This window comes from Desulfosporosinus sp. BICA1-9, assembly GCF_000802135.1.
This window is the reverse complement of sequence record NZ_JUEE01000245.1, coordinates 1-19,418: the sequence shown is the minus strand read 5'-3', so window position 1 is coordinate 19,418 and position 19,418 is coordinate 1. Positions and strand designations below refer to the sequence as shown.

Here is a 19,418-nt window from a genome sequence, read left to right as displayed (position 1 = left end):
CGTGAGTCGCCTTACTTCGTTAGAAGCAGGTAGCACTCACGCCCCTTTCCAAACCGGACAGGGATCTTTCGACACATCCGGCTTTCACCCAGGCCAAAACATTCCGGTAAGATAGGCAAATAATCAATTCATGTTAAAAGTTTAAACTTTCAGTGGGTACTTTGCCAGATTACTCAGAAGACGGTTAAGATTCCTATCAGCTTCCAGTTTAGCGCGTTCTGTAGTAAGATACGGATTAAGCTGGGGGTGGCCTTTAATGTACTGGATGGGATAAAACCGCAGAGCTTGGAGCATCCAAGCCTTTTGCTTTTCTTCCGACCAAGTACCAAAGTTAATACCCTTATGGTGGCGGTTCATTTTGAAAACATCTTGATTGTAAGGATAGTAATGTTGTTTTAAAAACTTAGCTGTGGAGTATCTGCTGCTACCATAAATGAACCGCTTTGCTCGCCGTAAAACATGCCACCAAATAAAGAAATCCAGCTTCCGGAAGATGCGTTTGCTGTAGACCCGACGGTAATATTCCGCAAACCCTCTGAGCGCGTAGTTAAGTTTCATAATCCCCAGATCCAAATCCGTAGCAAAGAATGTTTGGGTGATTTCCCTGACCTTGTCCCGCAGTTTCCGGAGTGCCTTTAAGGTTGGCTTGACATGAACCGCGTCCGGGTATTTCCTAATATTAAACCCCAGGAAATCAAACCCCTTTTCGACCGGAGTGATGAGAGTTTTCTCCTCCGAAAGCTCTAATTTCAGGGTTTCCAAGAGAAATTTCGTGACCTCTTGTTTGACAAGTTCCGCCTGCCCCCGCGTGCCTTTAATAAGAATGCACCAATCATCGGCGTAGCGGCAGATAAAGATCTTTAGAGGAGCCTTTTATGGTGGGGATGCCAATCGCGCGCTTCTCGGTTGGATTTTTGGGAATGTAGATTCTTCTGACGGGCTGAGGTTTATAACACCTTCCTTTGATCTCTGCTAAAATCTGATTGATGAGGGAAGCTTTCTCGTCTTCCTTTTGATAGCTTCTGCTGGTCTTGCCATCGATGCCCGGAGTGCGTGCACCTTTATTCATGGCCATTCAAGATGAAAGCCGTGATTCTGAATAGGAAAAGAGGATAGACTGCCGGCCGAGGGACCTTGGCCGGCAGTCCAAAGGGAACGGTCAGGACCTCAGCTTGATTCAGGTCTTCCCTGGGATTGAGAATTGTTATTGTAAACTTCTTTCCTCCCTCGGTGGTAAAACGGGGGGGTACCATCTGAAAGAAAAATCATGTCCGAACCAGCTGAAGTTAACTGCTTCGGACATGATCTTAGCAGGGATTGTCACCAGATTCCCAAGTTTGGCAGGTGACCTGATGAGGTTATAGCCAAGCCTTCACCATTCTAAACCCGCCTGCGTATGCTGTCATTAAAGCTATTAAAAAGGCGGGAATCAAAATGGATGAACCCATCACGGAACGTACTCCCCTGGTCATCGCGGCTGAGATTAATAAGATTAAACAAGAGACTTCTAAATTCATGCTTACCAGTGCCATGGAGATCGGCAAGCGCCTGAAGGAGGCCAAGGACCTGCTCCCCCATGGAGAATGGGGAAAATGGCTGGTGGAATCGGTGAGCTATTCCCAGCGCACAGCCAACAAGCTGATGCAGCTTTTTAAAGAATATGGAGATAACCTATTTGCTGAGGTTGGCAGGTCAAATTCGCCAGTACTGGCGAATTTGACCTACTACCAGGCTCTTCTCCTGCTGGGAATTCCTGAAGATGAGCGGGAGAAATTTATCATGGAGCATCCAGCCTTTACCACGAAGTATGAAGAAAGATGCACCGCTTGCTGCCAAACTATCGCCGATACATTCCAGGAGCTGCTGGTAGCCCTCGGCCAACTGGCCAGACTTGATCTGGCAGTGAAGGAGAAATGCAGTAAAGACGCGAGCCAGCTTGCTGAATATATGGTGGAAAGGCTTAAAGAGTGGCCGCCTGTTCCCAGGACGAATATGAGGACAGTTGAAACCTATGCCACTCATGAAAGGTGGTAAATAATTCTAGATTTGATGCAATAATATAGATAGAGCTTAAGAGGAATGCATTGTACGCATTCCTACTGTTACACCTCATCTATATGATGCGAAGTGGGATGCAAATCTAAATCCAAAGGGACTACCGTTTGATGGAAGCCTCTGAATCTCGGGACGTCCGACATGACTGACAATTTAACCAGCAAATGAACGCACATAAACGCCCTCCCTTCGCCGATTAAAACGAAGGGAGGGCGTTAATAAAGACGTTGGATTAAAGAAGGACAATTTGTTCGCAAGATTATAATTGTACAGTTAAAGAATTTGTTCACAACGGCGAAATCAATACCATCAGAGGGAATGTAAACTGGATGAAGGTGAGACAGCAATGTATCGATTCCCCTTTGTTTGAGGACATTTCTAAAGTCTACCCTATCGTCGATGAGACGGGTAGTGATTCCGCGATGTTCGACAGCAGCCTAGAATTTCTTCACCTGACCGGAAGGTCGCTGCCTCACGCAGTGATGATGATGATCCCAGAACCCTGGGAGAAGAATGAACTGATGTCCAAAGAGAAAAAGGATTTCTACGAGTTCAACAATTTTATCATGGAACCTTGGGATGGCCCTGCCGCCATGGGGTTTAGTGATGGTGTGGTCATTGGCGGAGTACTGGACAGAAACGGACTCCGACCATCAAGGTATTATATAACTAAAGATGACAGGGTTATTCTGGCCTCAGAGGATAAGGTCTTCACCGCCGGGGATATGAGGAGAGGTCAGAGTCTCATCGTCTGGGCTCTCCAAGAAGGAAAGCTTGCCGCCCGGGAAGTTGATAAATACCTCATGGGTAAAAGTGTGATTAAATAAGTCTGGAGAGGCCAGCAACACTGAAAAATTGGTGTTGCTGGCCCTCTTGTTTTTTTAATGGTAGACTCTTTTTATTAGTTGGAAATAGATGAATTGAGTTAGTTTAAAATGGTCAGAAAGTGAAAGACAATCTATCGATCGCATTCAGCGCATTGAGGTGTAGAATCAATTAAGGAATAAATTACATATCTAAGAATAAAAGAATTTTACTGAAATAAAGCGAAATAGTTTTATAAGTTGATCACATTATCGTCACAAATTCCTAATAATTAAGAGAGCTTTTATCTGATCGTCGAAGACAACACCCAGATAATGATAAAAAACGAACCTTGCCGAACCTATCATCAACCATCGATTTTCTGAACATCTATCCCAATATCGATTTGCAGTATGAGGTGAATCCCCAAGATATCAAGGAAAATATCATTCTTAAGGAAAAAGTGGACAACCCTTTGTTTATCTTTAATCTAAATACAAAGGGCCTAATTCCAAAGCTTCTGGAGGATAACAGTATCGCATTTTATGATACCAATGACCCGGAAAAAACAATCTTTAGCATGGACGCTCCCTATATGTATGACGCTAAAAATGAACTAAACAATGACATCAAATTAACTCTGGAACCAGTAGGGAAGGGGTATAATCTAAAAGTCCAACCCAATCATGAATGGTTAAGCAGTGCGGATAGAGTATTTCCAATTATCATTGATCCCACCTTGCAGACAAAACAGGAAACGTCCAACATAACGGACAATCATGTTTCCGAAGGACTTCCGAACTCTAACTTCGAGAACAGCCATATGCTCAAGACCGGTAATTCGACCGGGGGAGTTCATCGTTCCTACATTAAATTTAATTTGCCAACCTTAACAACGTCAGATATGGTTATTAACGCGAATCTGTATATGTACCTGTTAACCGCCAACTCAGCCTTTAGACAGGTTAATGTCCACAAAGTCCAAGGCGACTGGAGCGGAAACTCAATAACCTGGAACAATAAACCTGCCTATGATACAAAAGTCGTCGATTATCAATTCGTAAAGGATCTTGAACCCTACTATACTTGGGATGTCACAAGCATTGTCAAAGACTGGTACACAACCGGGAACAATTATGGGCTAATGCTCAAAAACCACGATGAAGTAAACATCGGTTACACAGAATATGTTTCGGCCAATACAAGCAGTGCTTACACCCAATATAGGGCGAGTGTCGTCTTATCCTATATCAACAACTCCGGCTTGGAAAGTTACTGGACGTATCATTCCCAGGATGTCGGAAGAGCCGGAACAGGGTACGTCAATGATTATAATGGAAACGTCATATTCACTCATAATGATTTAGCGATGAATGGCAACAGGATGCCTGTATCTATAAACCACGTGTATAACAGCAATGATCAGGCGACCGACATTAAATACGGATCCGGCTGGAGACTTAACTTGAATCAAAGGATCGCCGAACAGAGCATAGATGGCGTCCAATATTATATCTATACCGACGGAGATGGCACCAAACATTATTTCAAATATGACGCATCGAGAAATGCTATTGTCGATGAATTAAGCCCCACAGACTATACCCTTATCAAAAATGCCAATGGCACTTATAATATCAAAGACAAAAAGAATAACCAGTTAAACTTCACAGCCATCGGAAGCGAAGGCGTAGGCTATCTGCTAACCATGATCGATTCAAATGGAAACACCCTGAGCTTAGGCTACAATGGCGTCATTCTCAACAGGATTATCGATGGAGCAGGCCGGGAAACAACACTTGACTTAACCCCTCAAGGCTATTTAATTGGAATTACCGATCCATCCAATCGGAGAACTAGCTTTTCCTATACCGGTGTCCAGCTTACCACCATCACCTATCCAGACGGCACAACGACCGAATATACCTATGATGTCTCCGATAAGCTAACTAGTGCAGCCTACAACAATGGGTATAAAATAACCTATGAATATTATACCGTTGCACCCTATCGAGCCAAAAAAATCCTGGAAACCCATGGCGACGGCACGTTAGGCAATGAGCTTAATATCTCATATGGGAATAACACCACCTTCTTTACGGACGTCAAGGGCAGAAAAAACACCTACCAGTTTAACTTCTTAGGCAATACGATCAATGTTAAAGATGCCGATGGCAACGCCGAGTATTACAAATACCTCAGCGGTGCTAATGCCAATAAGCTTTCCCTGGAATCTAAGCTGCAAAAGACTGTTATTAACATGCTAAAGAATCATAACATCGAACAAAGCAGCTCTTGGACTGCGAATGACTGGACCGGCTCGACAGGTTCCGGCAGTTTTACCACCGAAGAGAAGTATTTTGGTAATCAATCCTTGAAAGTGACGAAAACAAACACCTTAGCGAGACAATTCTATGAACAATTATTAACGCTTGAAAAAGGCAAGACCTACACCCTTTCCGGTTATACCAAAACCAATACTGTCAGCAGTACCAACCATAAAGGGGCAGCCCTATTTATCAATTACCAGGACAGTACCGGGGCCTGGCAGACGAAAGATAGTACCTATGTTAATGGGACAACCGGTTTTAACCGACAAGAAGTCACCTTTACGTTGCCTGCAGACGCAGCTTCCACGAGTGTATACGCCCGGGCAGGTATCATCGAAGAAACCGGCACAGCCTACTTTGACGCTCTGCAGCTTGAAGAAGGAACCATTGCCAATCGATACAATCTTGTTGAGAATTCCAGCTTTGAATTTAATACAGGTGACCCCTTGTTTTGGACAAAAAATGGTTCTACAGATGCGAACGACACTTCTGTAAATGTCGAGAAAGCCTTCGGGACCAGATCCGTAAGGCTAAACGGAGTTGCCGATAAAACTAAAGCGTTTTATCAGAACATCAATGTTTCAGGACAAGCTAATGATGTCTTTGTCGTCAGTGGCTGGGGCAAAGGGTCTTCGGTGTCCCTAACAAACGGCAGCGGCCGATACTTTGCACTCGATGTAGGGATCCATAAAACGGACGGAACCTATCAATGGGAAGTCGTCACGTTTAATGAAGACTCAGCTGATTGGCAATATGCCTCCGATAAAGTGATCGCCTCCGGGCCCTATACGGATATCGTCTATTATGTACTTTACTATAATCAAGCCAATACCGCCTATTTTGACGGATTACAGCTCTACAAAGAAGAGTTTGGCCAAAGCTACACCTATGACACGAACGGAAATGTCGTCTCCAGCGCAGACCTTGCCAAACAGCAATCCAGGTTTGAATACACTAATAACGATTTAACCAAAGCTGTTGATCCCAAAGGAAGCCAGTTTAAGTATACCTATGGCACCGACGGTAAACACAACCTGGAAACGGCTACCTCAGCAGAAAATGTCGTCTATTCCTTCACCTATGACAGCTACGGCAATCCTAAGACATCCAAAGTAGGGGACACCAGTCTATTCATTGACTCAACAGCTACCTATACAACGGACGGAAACTATCTCAAGACTCTAAAAGACAGCCAAGGAAACACAGTAACCTATAACAACGATTCCAGTAAGGGAACCCTGGACAGCGTAACCGACGCCAAGTCGAAGACAACCTCCTACACCTATGATCCGAATACAGACCAGTTAAAAGCAGCCTCTAAAACAGCCGATGGTCAAACGGTCTCCAACAGTTACACCTATGAAAACGACCGGATCAAAACGGTCACCAGTAACAACAACCAAGTGACCTATTCCTTTGACTATGACTCTATGGGCAACAACGCAGCGGTCAAAGTCGGAAACCAGCCTCTGATCACCAACACCTATGAACAATACAACTCAAACCGCAATACCGGGAATCTCCTGGAATCCACCTACGGTAACAACCAGAAAGTCGGCTCGGATTATGACATCCTGGATAGAGTAACAGCCCTCAAGTATGGCGGCGAGATAAAATTTAAGTATGCCTATGACGGAAATGGGAATTTAGGGATTAAAGAGGATTTGGTCAACGGAGTCAACTATAAATACACGTACGATTTTGCGAACCGATTGGGTAAAGTAACCGATAATCAAGGTAACTCCACCAACTATAACTATGACGCAAATAACAATCTAATCAAACTAACCGAACGATTCAGCTACATGACAGCAGCCCAAGATACAAGCAACTTGACGGGAAGATACAATGTTCCGGATTCAACGCTGGTCTCCTTAAACAAACCCGCCACTGCGTCATCCGTTGAAGCGGGCACCGTAACGGCAGACAAAACGGTAGACGGCAACACAGCCACTCGTTGGGCCAGTCAATACAGTGACCCACAATGGATCTATGTCGATTTAGGGACAACGACCAACATCAAGCGGGTTGTTTTGAACTGGGAAGCGGCTTATGCAAGGGCGTATAGTATTCAGGTTTCCAATGATGCGGTGAACTGGACGACGGTTTATAGTACCTCAAGCGGTGATGGTGGAATTGATGATCTCAATAACCTATCCGCCAGTGGCCGGTATGTCAGAATGTATGGAACTCAAAGAGCAACAAGTTATGGCTATTCACTCTGGGAATTTAGTGTCTATAAGAGTAATTTTGTCGCCTCCTCACAAGAAGCCTCAAGTGTTTCTGCCGATAAAGCCTTTGATAACAATCCCCAAACCCGTTGGTCAAGCCAGTATAGTGACCCGCAATGGATTTATGCCGATCTAGGCTCAACCAAGACCATCAAACGCATCTCCCTGGATTGGGAAGCAGCGTATGGCAAAAGCTATGATATCCAAACCTCCAATGATGCCGTAAACTGGACGACGATTTACAGTACAACCAGCGGAGACGGCGGGACAGATGATATCACAGGGTTAAATGCCAGCGCTCGTTATGTCAGAATGTATGGAAAACTAAGAGGAACCTCCTATGGTTATTCCTTATGGGAGTTTAATATTTACGGAAGCGATTCGATCATAACCCAATACGAATATGACAGGGACAACAGGCCTGTCAAAACTATCTTGAATAACTTGAAAAGCGTCAGCAACAAGTATGATGCTTTAGGTAGAGTTGAAAAAACGACGGTCGATACGTCAACGCCTTATATAACAAGCTATAATTATTTAGCAGGCATTAGTACTGGCTCTACAACGGCTAAAGTAAGTAGCATGATTAATGCTGGCAATTCTACAAGCTATACGTATGATCCAAACGGAAATATTGAGACCATAACTCAGGGTAGTAATGTCATCAAGTATTACTACAATGAGCTCAATGAATTAACCAGGGAAGACAACCAGGTACTCAACAAAACAATCGTTTATTCTTATGATGTAGGGGGAAACTTTTCAAATAAAGTAGAATACCCCTATACAACGGGAACACCGGGTACACCCACCAAAACGTACAGCTATGCTTACGATGACGCCAACTGGAAAGATAAACTCACCAGCTATGACGGTAAAGCTATAACCTATGATGCCATAGGTAACCCCCTGACCTATGACGGCTGGACCTATACCTGGGAAGCAGGGAGACAGCTCGCTACAATGTCGAAGACTGGGCAAAATTTATCCTTCAAGTATAACGATTCAGGAATCAGAACTCAGAAGACCGTTAATGGAGTTACTACAAAATATTACCTGAATGGTGACAAAGTAACCCTTGAGGATAACGGTACGGATAAGATATATTATAGTTATGGTGCTACCGGAAACCTTGTGAGTATGAATTTAAACGGCACAGAGTACTATTATATTCGAAATGCTCAGGGGGATATTATTGGGCTGTTCGACAGCACAGGAACGAAGGTTGTCGGCTACACCTATGATTCCTGGGGTAAGCTGATATCTACTACAGGCACATTAGCTAGCACAGTTGGAGCTAAGAATCCTTACCTGTATAGGGGCTATAGGTCTGATAAAGAGACTGGTTTGTATTATCTCCAAAGCAGGTATTATAGCCCTGAGTGGGGAAGGTTTATTAATGCGGATGGGATGGTAGGTAATTTTGGGGAATTGTTATCTACCAATATGTTCGCTTATTGCTTAAATAATCCAGTCAATCAAATAGACCCTAATGGCAAAAATCCTTTTGCTCTACTGATTGGAGCAGTTGCTGCAACTGTAGCATTTGAGGTCGTTGCGGTGGTTGCCGTAGTTGCAGTTGCTGTGGTTCTAACCGCAGTTTTAATTGATGAAATATCCGACAGATTTACTGCAGACAGTGATGAAGATATTGGGCAAAGTTCACCTGCTGTACCAGGGGCACCTGGCACTTATGCACCTGATAGGGCTTTGCCTCGAACAAAACATGGTGACTCAATCCCGGATAGTGATTCTCCACACACTCAACTTGGTAGGCGTACGGATGATGGACATACGTACAATCAAGGTAGAGAATGGGTTCTGCGACCGGATGGAAGGGGAATAACGGCTGATCATGATTGGGATTTTACCGACCATGGTGACCCGGAAAACCATACGAATCCGCATAAACACAAGCTTGAACCAAATAATCCCCAAAAGGCACCAAAAGGGGGATATAGAAGAGGTAACCCTATACCTTGGGATCCGAATGCATAAATGGAGGTGCAATTAGTGAAAGAACTAAGGATATTTGATAAAGTCCAGAATAAAGACTATCTAGTAAGCCTAGGTGAAATAATTAAAGTAATGAACAGAATTAATAGTTCTATTTTGCAAGGTGAATGGGAAATAGTACAGGGAGCTTATGGATATGGAGAAGTCATTTGTGAAATAGAAGATAGGCTAAACAAGGGGAAAAAATGTACGATTAAGTACGAAGAACTATTTCCGTTGCTGATAGAAGATGAGCAATACTTCTATAACGTAACACTTATGAAAGTTGGTTCAAACCTATCGCTAGGAATCTTTGATAGTTCATTTCTATTCCTTAGATGTGATGATCAGAAAATTTTACAGGAGGTAATGAGTAACTTTAAGAAAACTGAACTTGTTGATCGGCCATAACAAAGTCAATTAATTAAGCGAAATACACGTTGGGGGCCATCCCTTGCAAAGGCGTAACTTCCTCTCAAAGAACACGGGTCAAGTCTGCAAGGTCTTGGCTCTTTCTTCTAGGCGAACCCCTAGATAAGGTGGGGGCACCTCTTGCTGACCAGAGGTCGGGTCGGAAAAGGCCTTCGAAGTTCATCTTCGGGGGTCCTCTTTTCCTCCCAAAGGGGACTGGTAGTGCGCCACGAAGGGCGCATCATATAGTGGGTGGGATTCCCACTGAGTAAGATTTAGCAAATCACTCATAGCGAGTCTTGGACATTACCGGGTAACTTGTAATGTTAAGCGTAGACAGCAAGGTAGTAGGCCGAAAGCGTAAGCTGAAGGGATTGAGCCTCGATATCCCAAATCGGGAAGGTTGATACTTTTACCAGGGTAGAAAACAACACTAATATAGTCGTTATGCGAGAATATATTAGCTTCCCCGGGGTCGGTGACCTTGGCATGCTACACAGTGTTATGATGCGTCAACGTGGGAGACCCTAAGAGCTCTTTACACAGAGAAAGTAAGGCCAACAAGCGATAACAAAGTGAGGAGGCCGAATGCCTTAGGGAGTCAGATTACTGCATATTACTGATGAAGCGGGGTAATGCCTGTGGAGGGAAGGCGGTAACACGACATCGACCTTAAAAGAGAAACATAGACTATACACAGAGATAGGAGACCTATGGACACGAAACTTGCAAGGATAGCAGAGACAGCTAGAACGCGACCACAAGAAAAGTTTACATCACTAGCCCATCTTATCAATGAAGAGACAATAAAACAGTGCCATCAAGAAATGAATGGGAAGAAGGCAGCCGGTGTAGACGATGTGACCAAAGAAGAATATGGATCAAATCTTGATGCAAACGTCAAGGACTTAATCCATCGTATGAAACGGCAAGCCTACAAACCGCAACCTGTAAGGCGAGTTTATATACCGAAGCCAGGCAGTGACAAGAAAAGGCCGCTTGGAATTCCAGCCTACGAAGATAAGCTGGTCCAAGCAGCCCTTGCGCGAATACTAAATGCAGTATATGAGCAGGATTTTCTGGAATGCTCGTTTGGATTTCGTCCCAAGCGAGGCTGTCATGATGCATTAAAGGTATTAAACAAAATCGTTAACAACAGGAAGATCAATTATGTTGTCGATGCAGATATCCGAGCCTTCTTCGATCATGTAGACCATGAATGGCTAATGAAATTTATTCAACACAGAATAGCAGACCCTAATATATTAAGGCTAATCGCAAGATTCCTAAAATCTGGGATAATTGATGCAGGCATTATTTATGATACACCTGAAGGAACACCTCAGGGCGGAGTATGCTCCCCAATTCTTGCAAATGTATATCTTCACTATGTCCTAGATTTATGGTTTGAAAAGCGAATAAGAAAAGCCTGCAAAGGGTTAGCCTATTATTAATTAATACTGAACAAAAAAAATACAGTTAATGCTTTTTTTTGGAATATATAGTACCTTTATTTCATTATCATTATTAGTTGCTGCATATAAGATAGCAGAGGCAGAAATGAAAGTTCCTAGTTATTATATATCATTAACTATGACTGCTTATTTAATGATAAATATTGTAAGCATTTTAAATACTTTAAGGTTGATTAAGAGAGGGTATTTTAAAGTTAAAAGGAAGATGGAAAATCCTATGGGAATAATATTTGCAGCGGGTATACTTGGATTAGGAATTGGAAGATTATTAATTGGAAAAGTTAGTCAAGACTTGGTGGTTGCCTTATTAGTTATTGGATTGATGTTTTTTGGTTTTTTATTTTCAATAGGTACCCACAATATCTTAAAATATTATTATGCTAAGAAATTTCAATTTGAGGAATAAGTTATTGTACTATTACTTCAATTGCGTGGAATGATTCCAAATGACTAAATAAGTGAGCAGGGGCTAAATTCAGCGAAAGTAAATGTAAAGGGCTGGGCTGAATCAAGAAACCCGAAAATATTTAAAACAATTGGTCAACGGACGTAAAAAGTCTGTTGGCCTTTCTTTTTATATTTATGATAATATGGTAGTAGATGTTGGAAAAATAATTTGTATTCTAACGTGTCTAGCACCTACAACGGTGAGGGCTTAAGGGTAGCCAAAAAAGTCAACTGACCCAAATTGCTAAATATGTTTACGTCAGAGATAAAGTCGTCCTAGAACTAGACGGATCTGGTAATCAGACAGCCAGAGATGTCCAAAGAACCAACCTCAGAGACTTTGGAGGAAAGTGAATGAAAGAAAACTTTAAAACATTTTTATCAGCAGGAATTCCATTTGGAATTATTATGGGAGTAATTGTTGGGATTGTAACCAATTGTTATGTAGGTATTGTGGTCGGAACTTTTCTTGGGCTTATATTTGGATTGTTAATCAGTATTTTTGATAAGAAAATAACTTGGAGTAAACCTCTCACTTGGAATGATGCGTTCCTAGGTAACTTGGAATACTGAAGTAACTCTGAATAAAATAGCCATAATCATGCCCGGGACACGAAATAATGGGCCCCTATTAAAAAGAATTAGCTTACCGATCTATGACCTAAGCTGGTTTTGCTTTGGTCTGGTTTTCCGGTGTTCTGACTATGTTATAGCCTAATTTAGTAAGTCGGCGTACCATGAGTTCCTCAGTTGAGATTGATCTTCGCTTTTCAAGAAAGTCGGCACCTATTTCATTGTAAGGTTTTCCGGTTTCAAGAATATGATAGGCAATCACAAGAATCTTATGAGCTATTGCTGTGGCCACTTTCTTCTTACCCTTTCGTCCGACCATAGACCAGAATTTACTCCCCAGAAAGGTTCGTGTTCTGCTGGCTGCCCAAGCTGCTTCTAATGAGGCCGTCTTTAGAGCTTTATTGCCCATGGGCGTTCGGGTACTTTTTTTTTACCAGCGCTCTCGTTGTTTCCTGGACTTAATCCTGCCCACGAAGAAATATGAGCTTCTGAGGGAAAAACAGACATGTCTACTCCAATTTCTGCAAGGATTGATTGAGCTACATGCACTCCAACCCCGGGGATTGTATCAAGTAACTCAATTTCATTCTGATACGGGGCAAAATATTGTTCCATATCCAACTCGATTTCAGCAATCTGTTGTTCTAGGAACGTCAAATGATCAAAGGACCGTTTCATAATGGAGCGATGATGCTTGGTAACTCGCCCATTAAGTGCTTGAGTTAGTTCGGGTATCTTCGCTCGCAGCTGTCGTTTAGCTAATTCAGCGAGATGAGAAGCTTCGATGACTTCACTATCAATTAGCGCATTTAACATCAGACGACCTGAGACACCAAATACATCGGACATGTAAGTTGAAATCTTAATGTTGGCATCTTCAAGAATCTTAAGGATGCGATTTCGCTCAGAGGTTTCATACCCCTTCAGCTTTTTTCGATAACGTGTTAAATCTCGCAACTCCCGAATAGCTAGTGGGGCGACAAAACTCTTCTGAATCAAGCCGCTACGATGTAATTCAGCAATCCAGCGAGCATCATTTACATCCGTTTTTCGACCAGGCAAATTCTTGATATGCCTAGCATTGCCTAAGGTGATATCGCAAGTTGATTCTAAGATATTATGGATTGGTTTCCAGTAAACCCCTGTACTCTCCATAGCAACGTCCGTACATCCTTCTTGGGATAACCAGTCCTGCAAAGCAAGTAATCCGGATAATACCGTAGAAAACTCACGAATCTCAACCTTTGGTTTACATTCTAAAGGCCCCTTAATAATGCAGGCAACGACCATGGCTTGATGAACATCCAGACCAGCACAACACACACGCATAGCATCCAAAAAATATCCTTCCTTTCTAAGCAGGGCACAACCATCTGACAATCCGAAATTTGATATTTGTGCTCGTGGCAACAATAGTTTGTGCTCAAGATGGTCGTAATCAGTTTGTATGTCGGGGTCGAACGCCCATAAAAAAATCGACTTACCTGTCCTGCATAATCATATTATGGTGCAATGTGTGTCATCATAATCACGTTGTCAGGTTATTCACCCATTTTCATACTAGTTTGTGCCCCCAAGGGCGCATGGGAGTTTGTATTCATGCAAAGTAAAAAATTTAAAGGAAAAGGATTGGCAATAAATGTGGAAAAGAATATTATTATGGAAGATGTAGCTAATCATTTTATGGGAACTGAAAGCGTTGGTGGATGGCTTTATTTAACTAGTGAAGAAATTGTGTTCAAATCGCATAATATGAATAATCAAAAACATGAAACTGTAATTTCGTTAAAGCAAATTGCTGAAGTAAAAACTGTATTGACGGCTGGCTTTGTACCAAATGGTTTGAAGATTATAACCATTAGCGGTATAGTTGAAAAATTTGTTGTTAATAAACGAAAAATATGGATTCAAAAAATAAATGCTGCTATTTTATCTTCATGTTAACATGTTTCAATCTCAAGGTCGACGGACAAAAAGCCGGATGGCCTAGCATTTATTTATAACTCCTCTCATAATCATGAAAATGTACTTCTGAGGGGGTCGCTTCGTGCAAAGGGAATAGTCTTCTTAAAAGTATCTATGGAAGTAAACAGAGTCAAAACCAAGAGTTATACTTACCTTGATCCAGTCAGCAGCAAGTGGCTAACCATTATCTCCAAAGCCTACAAATATGACCAAAACGGCAACAAAATCAAAGAACTGGACGCCCTGGGCTACGAAGCAGGAACCAGCTCTACAGTCGATGCCAAAATCAACAGCGGCTATGGCACCCAATCCACCTATGACCCGGCCAACCGCGTCCTCGCAGTCCTAGACCCAGTCAGCAGCGAGCGCAGTCTGGCATTTACCACCCAATACGGCTATGATGGCATAGGTCGGAAAACAAGTCAGACCAATGCCAATGGCGTAATCACCGCCTACACCTACGATGATGCAGGTAACCTGCTCACCACCAAAATCAACAACCAAACCATCAAAACCAACACCTGCGACACAGCCGGCAACCTCATAAGCCAAACCGACGGTAACGGCAACACCATCTCCTTTGCTTACAACGCCTGGTCCAAGCCCATGCAAGCCACCTATCCCGGTGACACCACCATCCCAGCCAGCACAGTCACTTATCAATATGATACAAACGGTAACCTCAAGCAAAAGACCAACCCAGCCGGACCCGTGGATCTCTATACCTATGACAACCAAGGCAGAGAACTATCCCATACCGAGCAAAAAGCCGACGCCACCCAAAGTCTAACCACCTCCATCCGTTATGACAAAGCCGGCAACAAGCGCTTTCAAGTGGACGGCAACAACGTCACCACGGAAAACATTTACAACCAAGTAAATAAGCTCACCAGCAGCAAAATCACTGTAACCAATCTCAACAGTGTGCCTATTCTCCACGTCACCAGCTATGGTTATGATGCCGACGGCAACCAAACCACCAAAACCGACTGGCTGGGCAATACCTACACCAACACCTACGATCCGCTCGACCGGTTAATCCAAAAGCAAGACCCCTTGAACAAAAGTATAGAAAAATTGGTCTACAATCATAACAGTGTCCAGATCCAATCTACAGATGCCCTCAACCAAATAACCCAATACACCTATGACAAAAACAACCGCCTGCTCTCCACCATTGACCCCTTAAACCACACCAAGAGCCAGACCTATGACAATGTTGGTAATGTCAACACCACGACCGACGGGATGGGCAATGTCACTACCAACCATTACGATATATTTAACCGGTTAACATCTGTGGTTAATGCCAAAAACGAGACCACGAGGCAAAGTAGGCGTGAGTCGCCTTACTTCGTTAGAAGCAGGTAGCACTCACGCCCCTTTCCAAACCGGACAGGGATCTTTCGACACATCCGGCTTTCACCCAGGCCAAAACATTCCGGTAAGATAGGCAAATAATCAATTCATGTTAAAAGTTTAAACTTTCAGTGGGTACTTTGCCAGATTACTCAGAAGACGGTTAAGATTCCTATCAGCTTCCAGTTTAGCGCGTTCTGTAGTAAGATACGGATTAAGCTGGGGGTGGCCTTTAATGTACTGGATGGGATAAAACCGCAGAGCTTGGAGCATCCAAGCCTTTTGCTTTTCTTCCGACCAAGTACCAAAGTTAATACCCTTATGGTGGCGGTTCATTTTGAAAACATCTTGATTGTAAGGATAGTAATGTTGTTTTAAAAACTTAGCTGTGGAGTATCTGCTGCTACCATAAATGAACCGCTTTGCTCGCCGTAAAACATGCCACCAAATAAAGAAATCCAGCTTCCGGAAGATGCGTTTGCTGTAGACCCGACGGTAATATTCCGCAAACCCTCTGAGCGCGTAGTTAAGTTTCATAATCCCCAGATCCAAATCCGTAGCAAAGAATGTTTGGGTGATTTCCCTGACCTTGTCCCGCAGTTTCCGGAGTGCCTTTAAGGTTGGCTTGACATGAACCGCGTCCGGGTATTTCCTAATATTAAACCCCAGGAAATCAAACCCCTTTTCGACCGGAGTGATGAGAGTTTTCTCCTCCGAAAGCTCTAATTTCAGGGTTTCCAAGAGAAATTCCGTGACCTCTTGTTTGACAAGGTCCGCCTGCTCCTGCGTGCCTTTGATAAGAATGCACCAATCATCGGCGTAACGGCAGATAAAGAGCTTAAGAGGAGCCTTATTCCTGCGGTATTGATCAAGATCCTCATACCGACTGGAAATAAACTGATCTAGCTCATGCAGGTAGATATTTGCCAAAAGAGGAGATAGGATTCCGCCGGGAGGAGTGCCCAACTCCGTTCTCAATAGCTCAAGCTCCTCCAAAACTCCGGCTTTGAGCATCATGCGAATCAGTTTAAGGATGCGTTTGTCCAAGATATCCCGCCTGAGTAGAGACATGAGCTTGTCATGGTCAATCCGATCAAAGCATTTCCGAATATCCCCTTCAACTACCCAGTTATAGCCGTGAAGGCTGATCAGGGACTGCACTCGGGCTACCGCATGATGGGTTGACCTAAAGGGTCGGAAGCCATAGGAATGATGATGGAACTTTGCTTCGTAGATGGGTTCGAGTATCAGGCGAAGTGCTTCTTGGACTACCCGGTCTTTTATGGTGGGGATGCCAATCGCGCGCTTCTCGGTTGGATTTTTGGGAATGTAGATTCTTCTGACGGGCTGAGGTTTATAACACCTTCCTTTGATCTCTGCTAAAATCTGATTGATGAGGGAAGCTTTCTCGTCTTCCTTTTGATAGCTTCTGCTGGTCTTGTCATCGATGCCCGGAGTGCGTGCACCTTTATTACTCAAGACCTTCTCCAATGCAGAATACCATAACCTCCTGAGTCTTAAAATACCACTGATACGGGAGAAACGTTTGCCTTGCTTACTACGTAACGTCAGCAATTCCTGAATTCGTGAGAGCCAGCCTGGTCTACTCGAAGCGGCTGCAAGTGGGTAAGCGCAAAGGTTGAGCAAGCTTATAACTGGGTCAACGCGAAGAAGCGGAAGATTTATAAAACAGCTAAAGCAGCGCTCCAAAACGCCAAACAAAAGATGTTAAGCTTAGCAGATTCTGCAGCGGCTAAAGCCCAAGCAGCGGAGAAAAAGGTCGCTGAGGCGAAGCGTAAGCGGAAGAAAAGCTTAAGCAAATGGTGGAGGATGGTAAGGCAGCGTTCGAAGACACTGTTTCAGAAGACAAAGAACGAGCCCAACAAGCATTCGAAGCCATTAAAAGCTCAGGGATAGGCAATTATCAGGGGACGAGTAATGCTGATTATCTAGTTTCATCTGGAAAACAGCTTATACTAGGTAATTACACAAATGATGTAACTGGACTTGGAACAGCAGCCAATTAGGTACGAGTTTACTTGGAATAGATTTTCTAGGAGACTTCAGAGACTTATCTTATGATGTGAAGAGTTGGGAATGGTCTTGGAGCCATGTTGGAAAGACGACACTTGATGCAGCAGGTTTTCTCCCGGTGATCGGAGCTCTAAAATACACAGATGAAGCTGCGGCTCTACTAAAAGGGGGCGAGAGAAGCTGTTCAGGTGCCTGGTCGTGTCCAATCTCGAATTAACTTGCGCAATGGAAGTGTATCAGAAAATGCTGGATGGAATCATTTGGTCGATAGGCATTTCAATCCAACGAAAAATGCTTCACAGTTCACAGTAACAAAAGAAGAACTTAGGAGTATCCTTCAAAGTGAAATGCTTGTTAAAACACCAGTTAATCGAACCTTAGAAAGTACAGATGGACTTAGGTATGTGCGCGAAGTTAATTTAAATAATACTATAGGTATTGATAAATTTAGTGGGCAGCCTACTTCTGTAATGACTGTATTAACTGATATGAAAGGTAATCTCGTGACTGCGACACCGGGGGTAATAAAATGAAACTCATTGGAAGTAAAACTGAGAAAGAGTTTAGGGACATCCTAATTAGCTCGCATAAGGCTCTTTTTAAAGACAAACTGGATCCAAGATTGTTAGCCGCATTAAAAACTAATTTTCCTAATATGAAGACAGCATATTTTCTAAATCATACTCCAGAGCAAGGCGAAGACATTTATCTAATGCTTGTTGATACGTGTAATATTGTTAATATCGAACTTGATCGATTTAACTCAAGTTCAGAGCCATTGGTAAAGACGATATCAATGGAGCAGTATAAGAAAGGTCTTAGCAAGATGGGACAAATAAAACTTACAGTAGCCATCGATTTAACGCAAAAAGATTTAGTATGAGAATACTGCAAAATGTACGGAAAAAATAATAGTTCGAGCTGACTTCATTATATTAATTCTGCAGTCAGTTTCCCGGAACAATCACTCTAACAAATCGATGTTGTACAAGGGTCCAGCGAAAAGTCAGCTGGACCCATTCTTTTGCGCGAATTCAGCTACGTTTTGCAGCGAGCACGTAAATAGGGCAGCCAATGAAGTTCCGCTGGTCAGGCATAGGCGTACGTGATGCCAACCCTACCGCTGAAGAAAGCAGTGTGATAATATGGTGGTAGATGTTGGAAAGACAACTGCCACCACCTAAAATGCTATTACAGTTTTACACCTAAGGGGGCGGGTGAAGCTGGACGGTCCAATGCACAGCTCGTACAAGAAATTGCTACAAGAGCAGAAAAAAAGGTAGGCGAAACAGGGAGCGTAGCTGGTACAAATAAGCATACCTATGCAAGAGACTTACTAGATAGGTATCAAAACATGTATGGGAACAGAGAGTCTAAACTATATAAAAAGGCTGGTGTAAAATCTAAATCAGCAACCTCATCGCAATATTCATAGAACAAGTTGCCGCTGGCTCTACTATCCTTGTTTTCACGGTTTTCTACTGCCAACATCATATAGCGAATGCAAACCAAGGTGGTATGCGCTGTCATCGAGTCATAACTGCGACACTGAACTTCTTTTGCCAAACGGAGAAAAGATTTACACATCTTAAAGTAAACTTCGATGTCCCAGCGTAAACCATAAATGCGAATTATCTCTTTCTTGGTTATCTCAATATCCGTTGATAACCATGATTTGATAGGTTTATACCCAAGCCTTCACCATCCGAAGCCCGTCTACGTATGCTGTAATTAAAGCT

16 protein-coding genes and 3 pseudogenes are annotated in these 19,418 nt (G+C 43.1%); 12 read left to right on the top strand and 7 right to left on the bottom strand.

Annotation, left to right across the window (positions count from 1 at the left end):
• Positions 1 to 141: 141 nt before the first annotated feature.
• The 3 genes and pseudogenes from JL57_RS30315 to JL57_RS36745 form a co-directional block, all read right to left on the bottom strand.
• Positions 142 to 762, bottom strand: coding sequence for a group II intron maturase-specific domain-containing protein (locus JL57_RS30315; protein ID WP_034145595.1), 621 nt, complete (start codon positions 760 to 762; stop codon positions 142 to 144).
• A 70-nt stretch (positions 763 to 832) separates the two neighbouring features.
• Positions 833 to 1,075, bottom strand: coding sequence for a hypothetical protein (locus tag JL57_RS30310; protein ID WP_291300781.1), 243 nt, complete (start codon positions 1,073 to 1,075; stop codon positions 833 to 835).
• 79 nt (positions 1,076 to 1,154) lie between these two features.
• A pseudogene (locus JL57_RS36745) lies at positions 1,155 to 1,253 on the bottom strand (DUF2922 domain-containing protein); the annotation flags it as partial.
• A 181-nt stretch (positions 1,254 to 1,434) separates the two neighbouring features.
• Here JL57_RS36745 and JL57_RS30300 point away from each other — a divergent pair.
• From JL57_RS30300 to JL57_RS30270, 7 genes and pseudogenes are all read left to right on the top strand, one after another.
• On the top strand, positions 1,435 to 2,034 hold the full coding sequence (locus JL57_RS30300) for a DUF3102 domain-containing protein (RefSeq protein ID WP_034145592.1): 600 nt from the start codon (positions 1,435 to 1,437) through the stop codon (positions 2,032 to 2,034).
• Positions 2,035 to 2,339: 305 nt separating this feature from the next.
• A pseudogene (locus tag JL57_RS30295) lies at positions 2,340 to 2,756 on the top strand (hypothetical protein); the annotation flags it as partial.
• Positions 2,757 to 3,211: 455 nt separating this feature from the next.
• On the top strand, positions 3,212 to 9,418 hold the full coding sequence (locus JL57_RS30290; RefSeq protein ID WP_291300780.1) for a discoidin domain-containing protein: 6,207 nt from the start codon (positions 3,212 to 3,214) through the stop codon (positions 9,416 to 9,418).
• 15 nt (positions 9,419 to 9,433) lie between these two features.
• Positions 9,434 to 9,826 carry a hypothetical protein gene (locus JL57_RS30285; RefSeq protein WP_291300779.1) on the top strand — a complete coding sequence of 131 codons (393 nt, stop codon included), beginning with the start codon at positions 9,434 to 9,436 and terminating at the stop codon, positions 9,824 to 9,826.
• A 713-nt stretch (positions 9,827 to 10,539) separates the two neighbouring features.
• Positions 10,540 to 11,280: a reverse transcriptase domain-containing protein gene (locus tag JL57_RS30280; RefSeq protein ID WP_291300778.1), complete on the top strand. Its 741-nt coding sequence runs from the start codon at positions 10,540 to 10,542 to the stop codon at positions 11,278 to 11,280.
• 106 nt (positions 11,281 to 11,386) lie between these two features.
• Complete coding sequence (locus JL57_RS30275; RefSeq protein ID WP_291300777.1) at positions 11,387 to 11,707, top strand: hypothetical protein; 321 nt, start codon at positions 11,387 to 11,389, stop codon at positions 11,705 to 11,707.
• Positions 11,708 to 12,102: 395 nt separating this feature from the next.
• Positions 12,103 to 12,321 (top strand): hypothetical protein, encoded by a 219-nt coding sequence (locus JL57_RS30270; protein ID WP_034145588.1) that lies wholly within the window; start codon positions 12,103 to 12,105, stop codon positions 12,319 to 12,321.
• Positions 12,322 to 12,409: 88 nt separating this feature from the next.
• On the opposite strand, the gene JL57_RS35980 is transcribed toward JL57_RS30270, so the two are convergent.
• Both JL57_RS35980 and JL57_RS30265 read right to left on the bottom strand, forming a co-directional pair.
• Complete coding sequence (locus JL57_RS35980) at positions 12,410 to 12,730, bottom strand: hypothetical protein (RefSeq protein ID WP_291300776.1); 321 nt, start codon at positions 12,728 to 12,730, stop codon at positions 12,410 to 12,412.
• The gene (locus JL57_RS30265) at positions 12,712 to 13,650 is read right to left on the bottom strand and encodes an IS110 family transposase (protein WP_291300783.1); all 939 of its coding nucleotides are present in this window, start codon (positions 13,648 to 13,650) and stop codon (positions 12,712 to 12,714) included. The genes JL57_RS35980 and JL57_RS30265 overlap by 19 nt, the downstream gene beginning before the upstream one ends.
• A 270-nt stretch (positions 13,651 to 13,920) precedes the next feature.
• On the opposite strand from JL57_RS30265, the gene JL57_RS30260 reads away from it, so the two are divergent.
• The gene (locus tag JL57_RS30260) at positions 13,921 to 14,265 is read left to right on the top strand and encodes a GRAM domain-containing protein (protein WP_045691076.1); all 345 of its coding nucleotides are present in this window, start codon (positions 13,921 to 13,923) and stop codon (positions 14,263 to 14,265) included.
• 135 nt (positions 14,266 to 14,400) lie between these two features.
• Positions 14,401 to 15,657 carry an RHS repeat protein gene (locus JL57_RS30255; RefSeq protein WP_034145587.1) on the top strand — a complete coding sequence of 419 codons (1,257 nt, stop codon included), beginning with the start codon at positions 14,401 to 14,403 and terminating at the stop codon, positions 15,655 to 15,657.
• Positions 15,658 to 15,765: 108 nt separating this feature from the next.
• Here the strand turns inward: JL57_RS30255 and ltrA are convergent, their stop codons facing one another.
• The gene (gene ltrA / locus JL57_RS30250) at positions 15,766 to 17,136 is read right to left on the bottom strand and encodes a group II intron reverse transcriptase/maturase (RefSeq protein ID WP_291300782.1); all 1,371 of its coding nucleotides are present in this window, start codon (positions 17,134 to 17,136) and stop codon (positions 15,766 to 15,768) included.
• A 329-nt stretch (positions 17,137 to 17,465) separates the two neighbouring features.
• On the opposite strand from ltrA, the gene JL57_RS30245 reads away from it, so the two are divergent.
• The 3 genes from JL57_RS30245 to JL57_RS30235 all read left to right on the top strand — a co-directional run bounded on the left by JL57_RS30245 (position 17,466) and on the right by JL57_RS30235 (position 18,562).
• The gene (locus tag JL57_RS30245; RefSeq protein WP_034145586.1) at positions 17,466 to 17,672 is read left to right on the top strand and encodes a hypothetical protein; all 207 of its coding nucleotides are present in this window, start codon (positions 17,466 to 17,468) and stop codon (positions 17,670 to 17,672) included.
• Between the two features lie 195 nt (positions 17,673 to 17,867).
• On the top strand, positions 17,868 to 18,212 hold the full coding sequence (locus JL57_RS30240; protein WP_291300775.1) for a hypothetical protein: 345 nt from the start codon (positions 17,868 to 17,870) through the stop codon (positions 18,210 to 18,212).
• Positions 18,209 to 18,562: a hypothetical protein gene (locus tag JL57_RS30235; protein WP_034145585.1), complete on the top strand. Its 354-nt coding sequence runs from the start codon at positions 18,209 to 18,211 to the stop codon at positions 18,560 to 18,562. The genes JL57_RS30240 and JL57_RS30235 overlap by 4 nt, the downstream gene beginning before the upstream one ends.
• Before the next feature lie 530 nt (positions 18,563 to 19,092).
• On the opposite strand, the pseudogene JL57_RS35975 reads toward JL57_RS30235, so the two are convergent.
• Positions 19,093 to 19,356, bottom strand: a pseudogene (locus tag JL57_RS35975) (transposase); the annotation flags it as partial.
• Positions 19,357 to 19,418 lie beyond the last annotated feature (62 nt).

Coding starts and splice junctions, on each gene's coding strand:
- JL57_RS30310 (WP_291300781.1), bottom strand. CDS start 1,075: ATGGCCATGAATAAAGGTGCACGCACTCCGGGCATCGATGGCAAGACC.
- JL57_RS30300 (WP_034145592.1), top strand. CDS start 1,435: ATGGATGAACCCATCACGGAACGTACTCCCCTGGTCATCGCGGCTGAG.
- JL57_RS30280 (WP_291300778.1), top strand. CDS start 10,540: ATGGACACGAAACTTGCAAGGATAGCAGAGACAGCTAGAACGCGACCA.
- JL57_RS30275 (WP_291300777.1), top strand. CDS start 11,387: ATGAAAGTTCCTAGTTATTATATATCATTAACTATGACTGCTTATTTA.
- JL57_RS30270 (WP_034145588.1), top strand. CDS start 12,103: ATGAAAGAAAACTTTAAAACATTTTTATCAGCAGGAATTCCATTTGGA.
- JL57_RS35980 (WP_291300776.1), bottom strand. CDS start 12,730: ATGGGCAATAAAGCTCTAAAGACGGCCTCATTAGAAGCAGCTTGGGCA.
- JL57_RS30265 (WP_291300783.1), bottom strand. CDS start 13,650: ATGCGTGTGTGTTGTGCTGGTCTGGATGTTCATCAAGCCATGGTCGTT.
- JL57_RS30260 (WP_045691076.1), top strand. CDS start 13,921: ATGCAAAGTAAAAAATTTAAAGGAAAAGGATTGGCAATAAATGTGGAA.
- JL57_RS30255 (WP_034145587.1), top strand. CDS start 14,401: ATGGAAGTAAACAGAGTCAAAACCAAGAGTTATACTTACCTTGATCCA.
- JL57_RS30245 (WP_034145586.1), top strand. CDS start 17,466: ATGGTGGAGGATGGTAAGGCAGCGTTCGAAGACACTGTTTCAGAAGAC.
- JL57_RS30235 (WP_034145585.1), top strand. CDS start 18,209: ATGAAACTCATTGGAAGTAAAACTGAGAAAGAGTTTAGGGACATCCTA.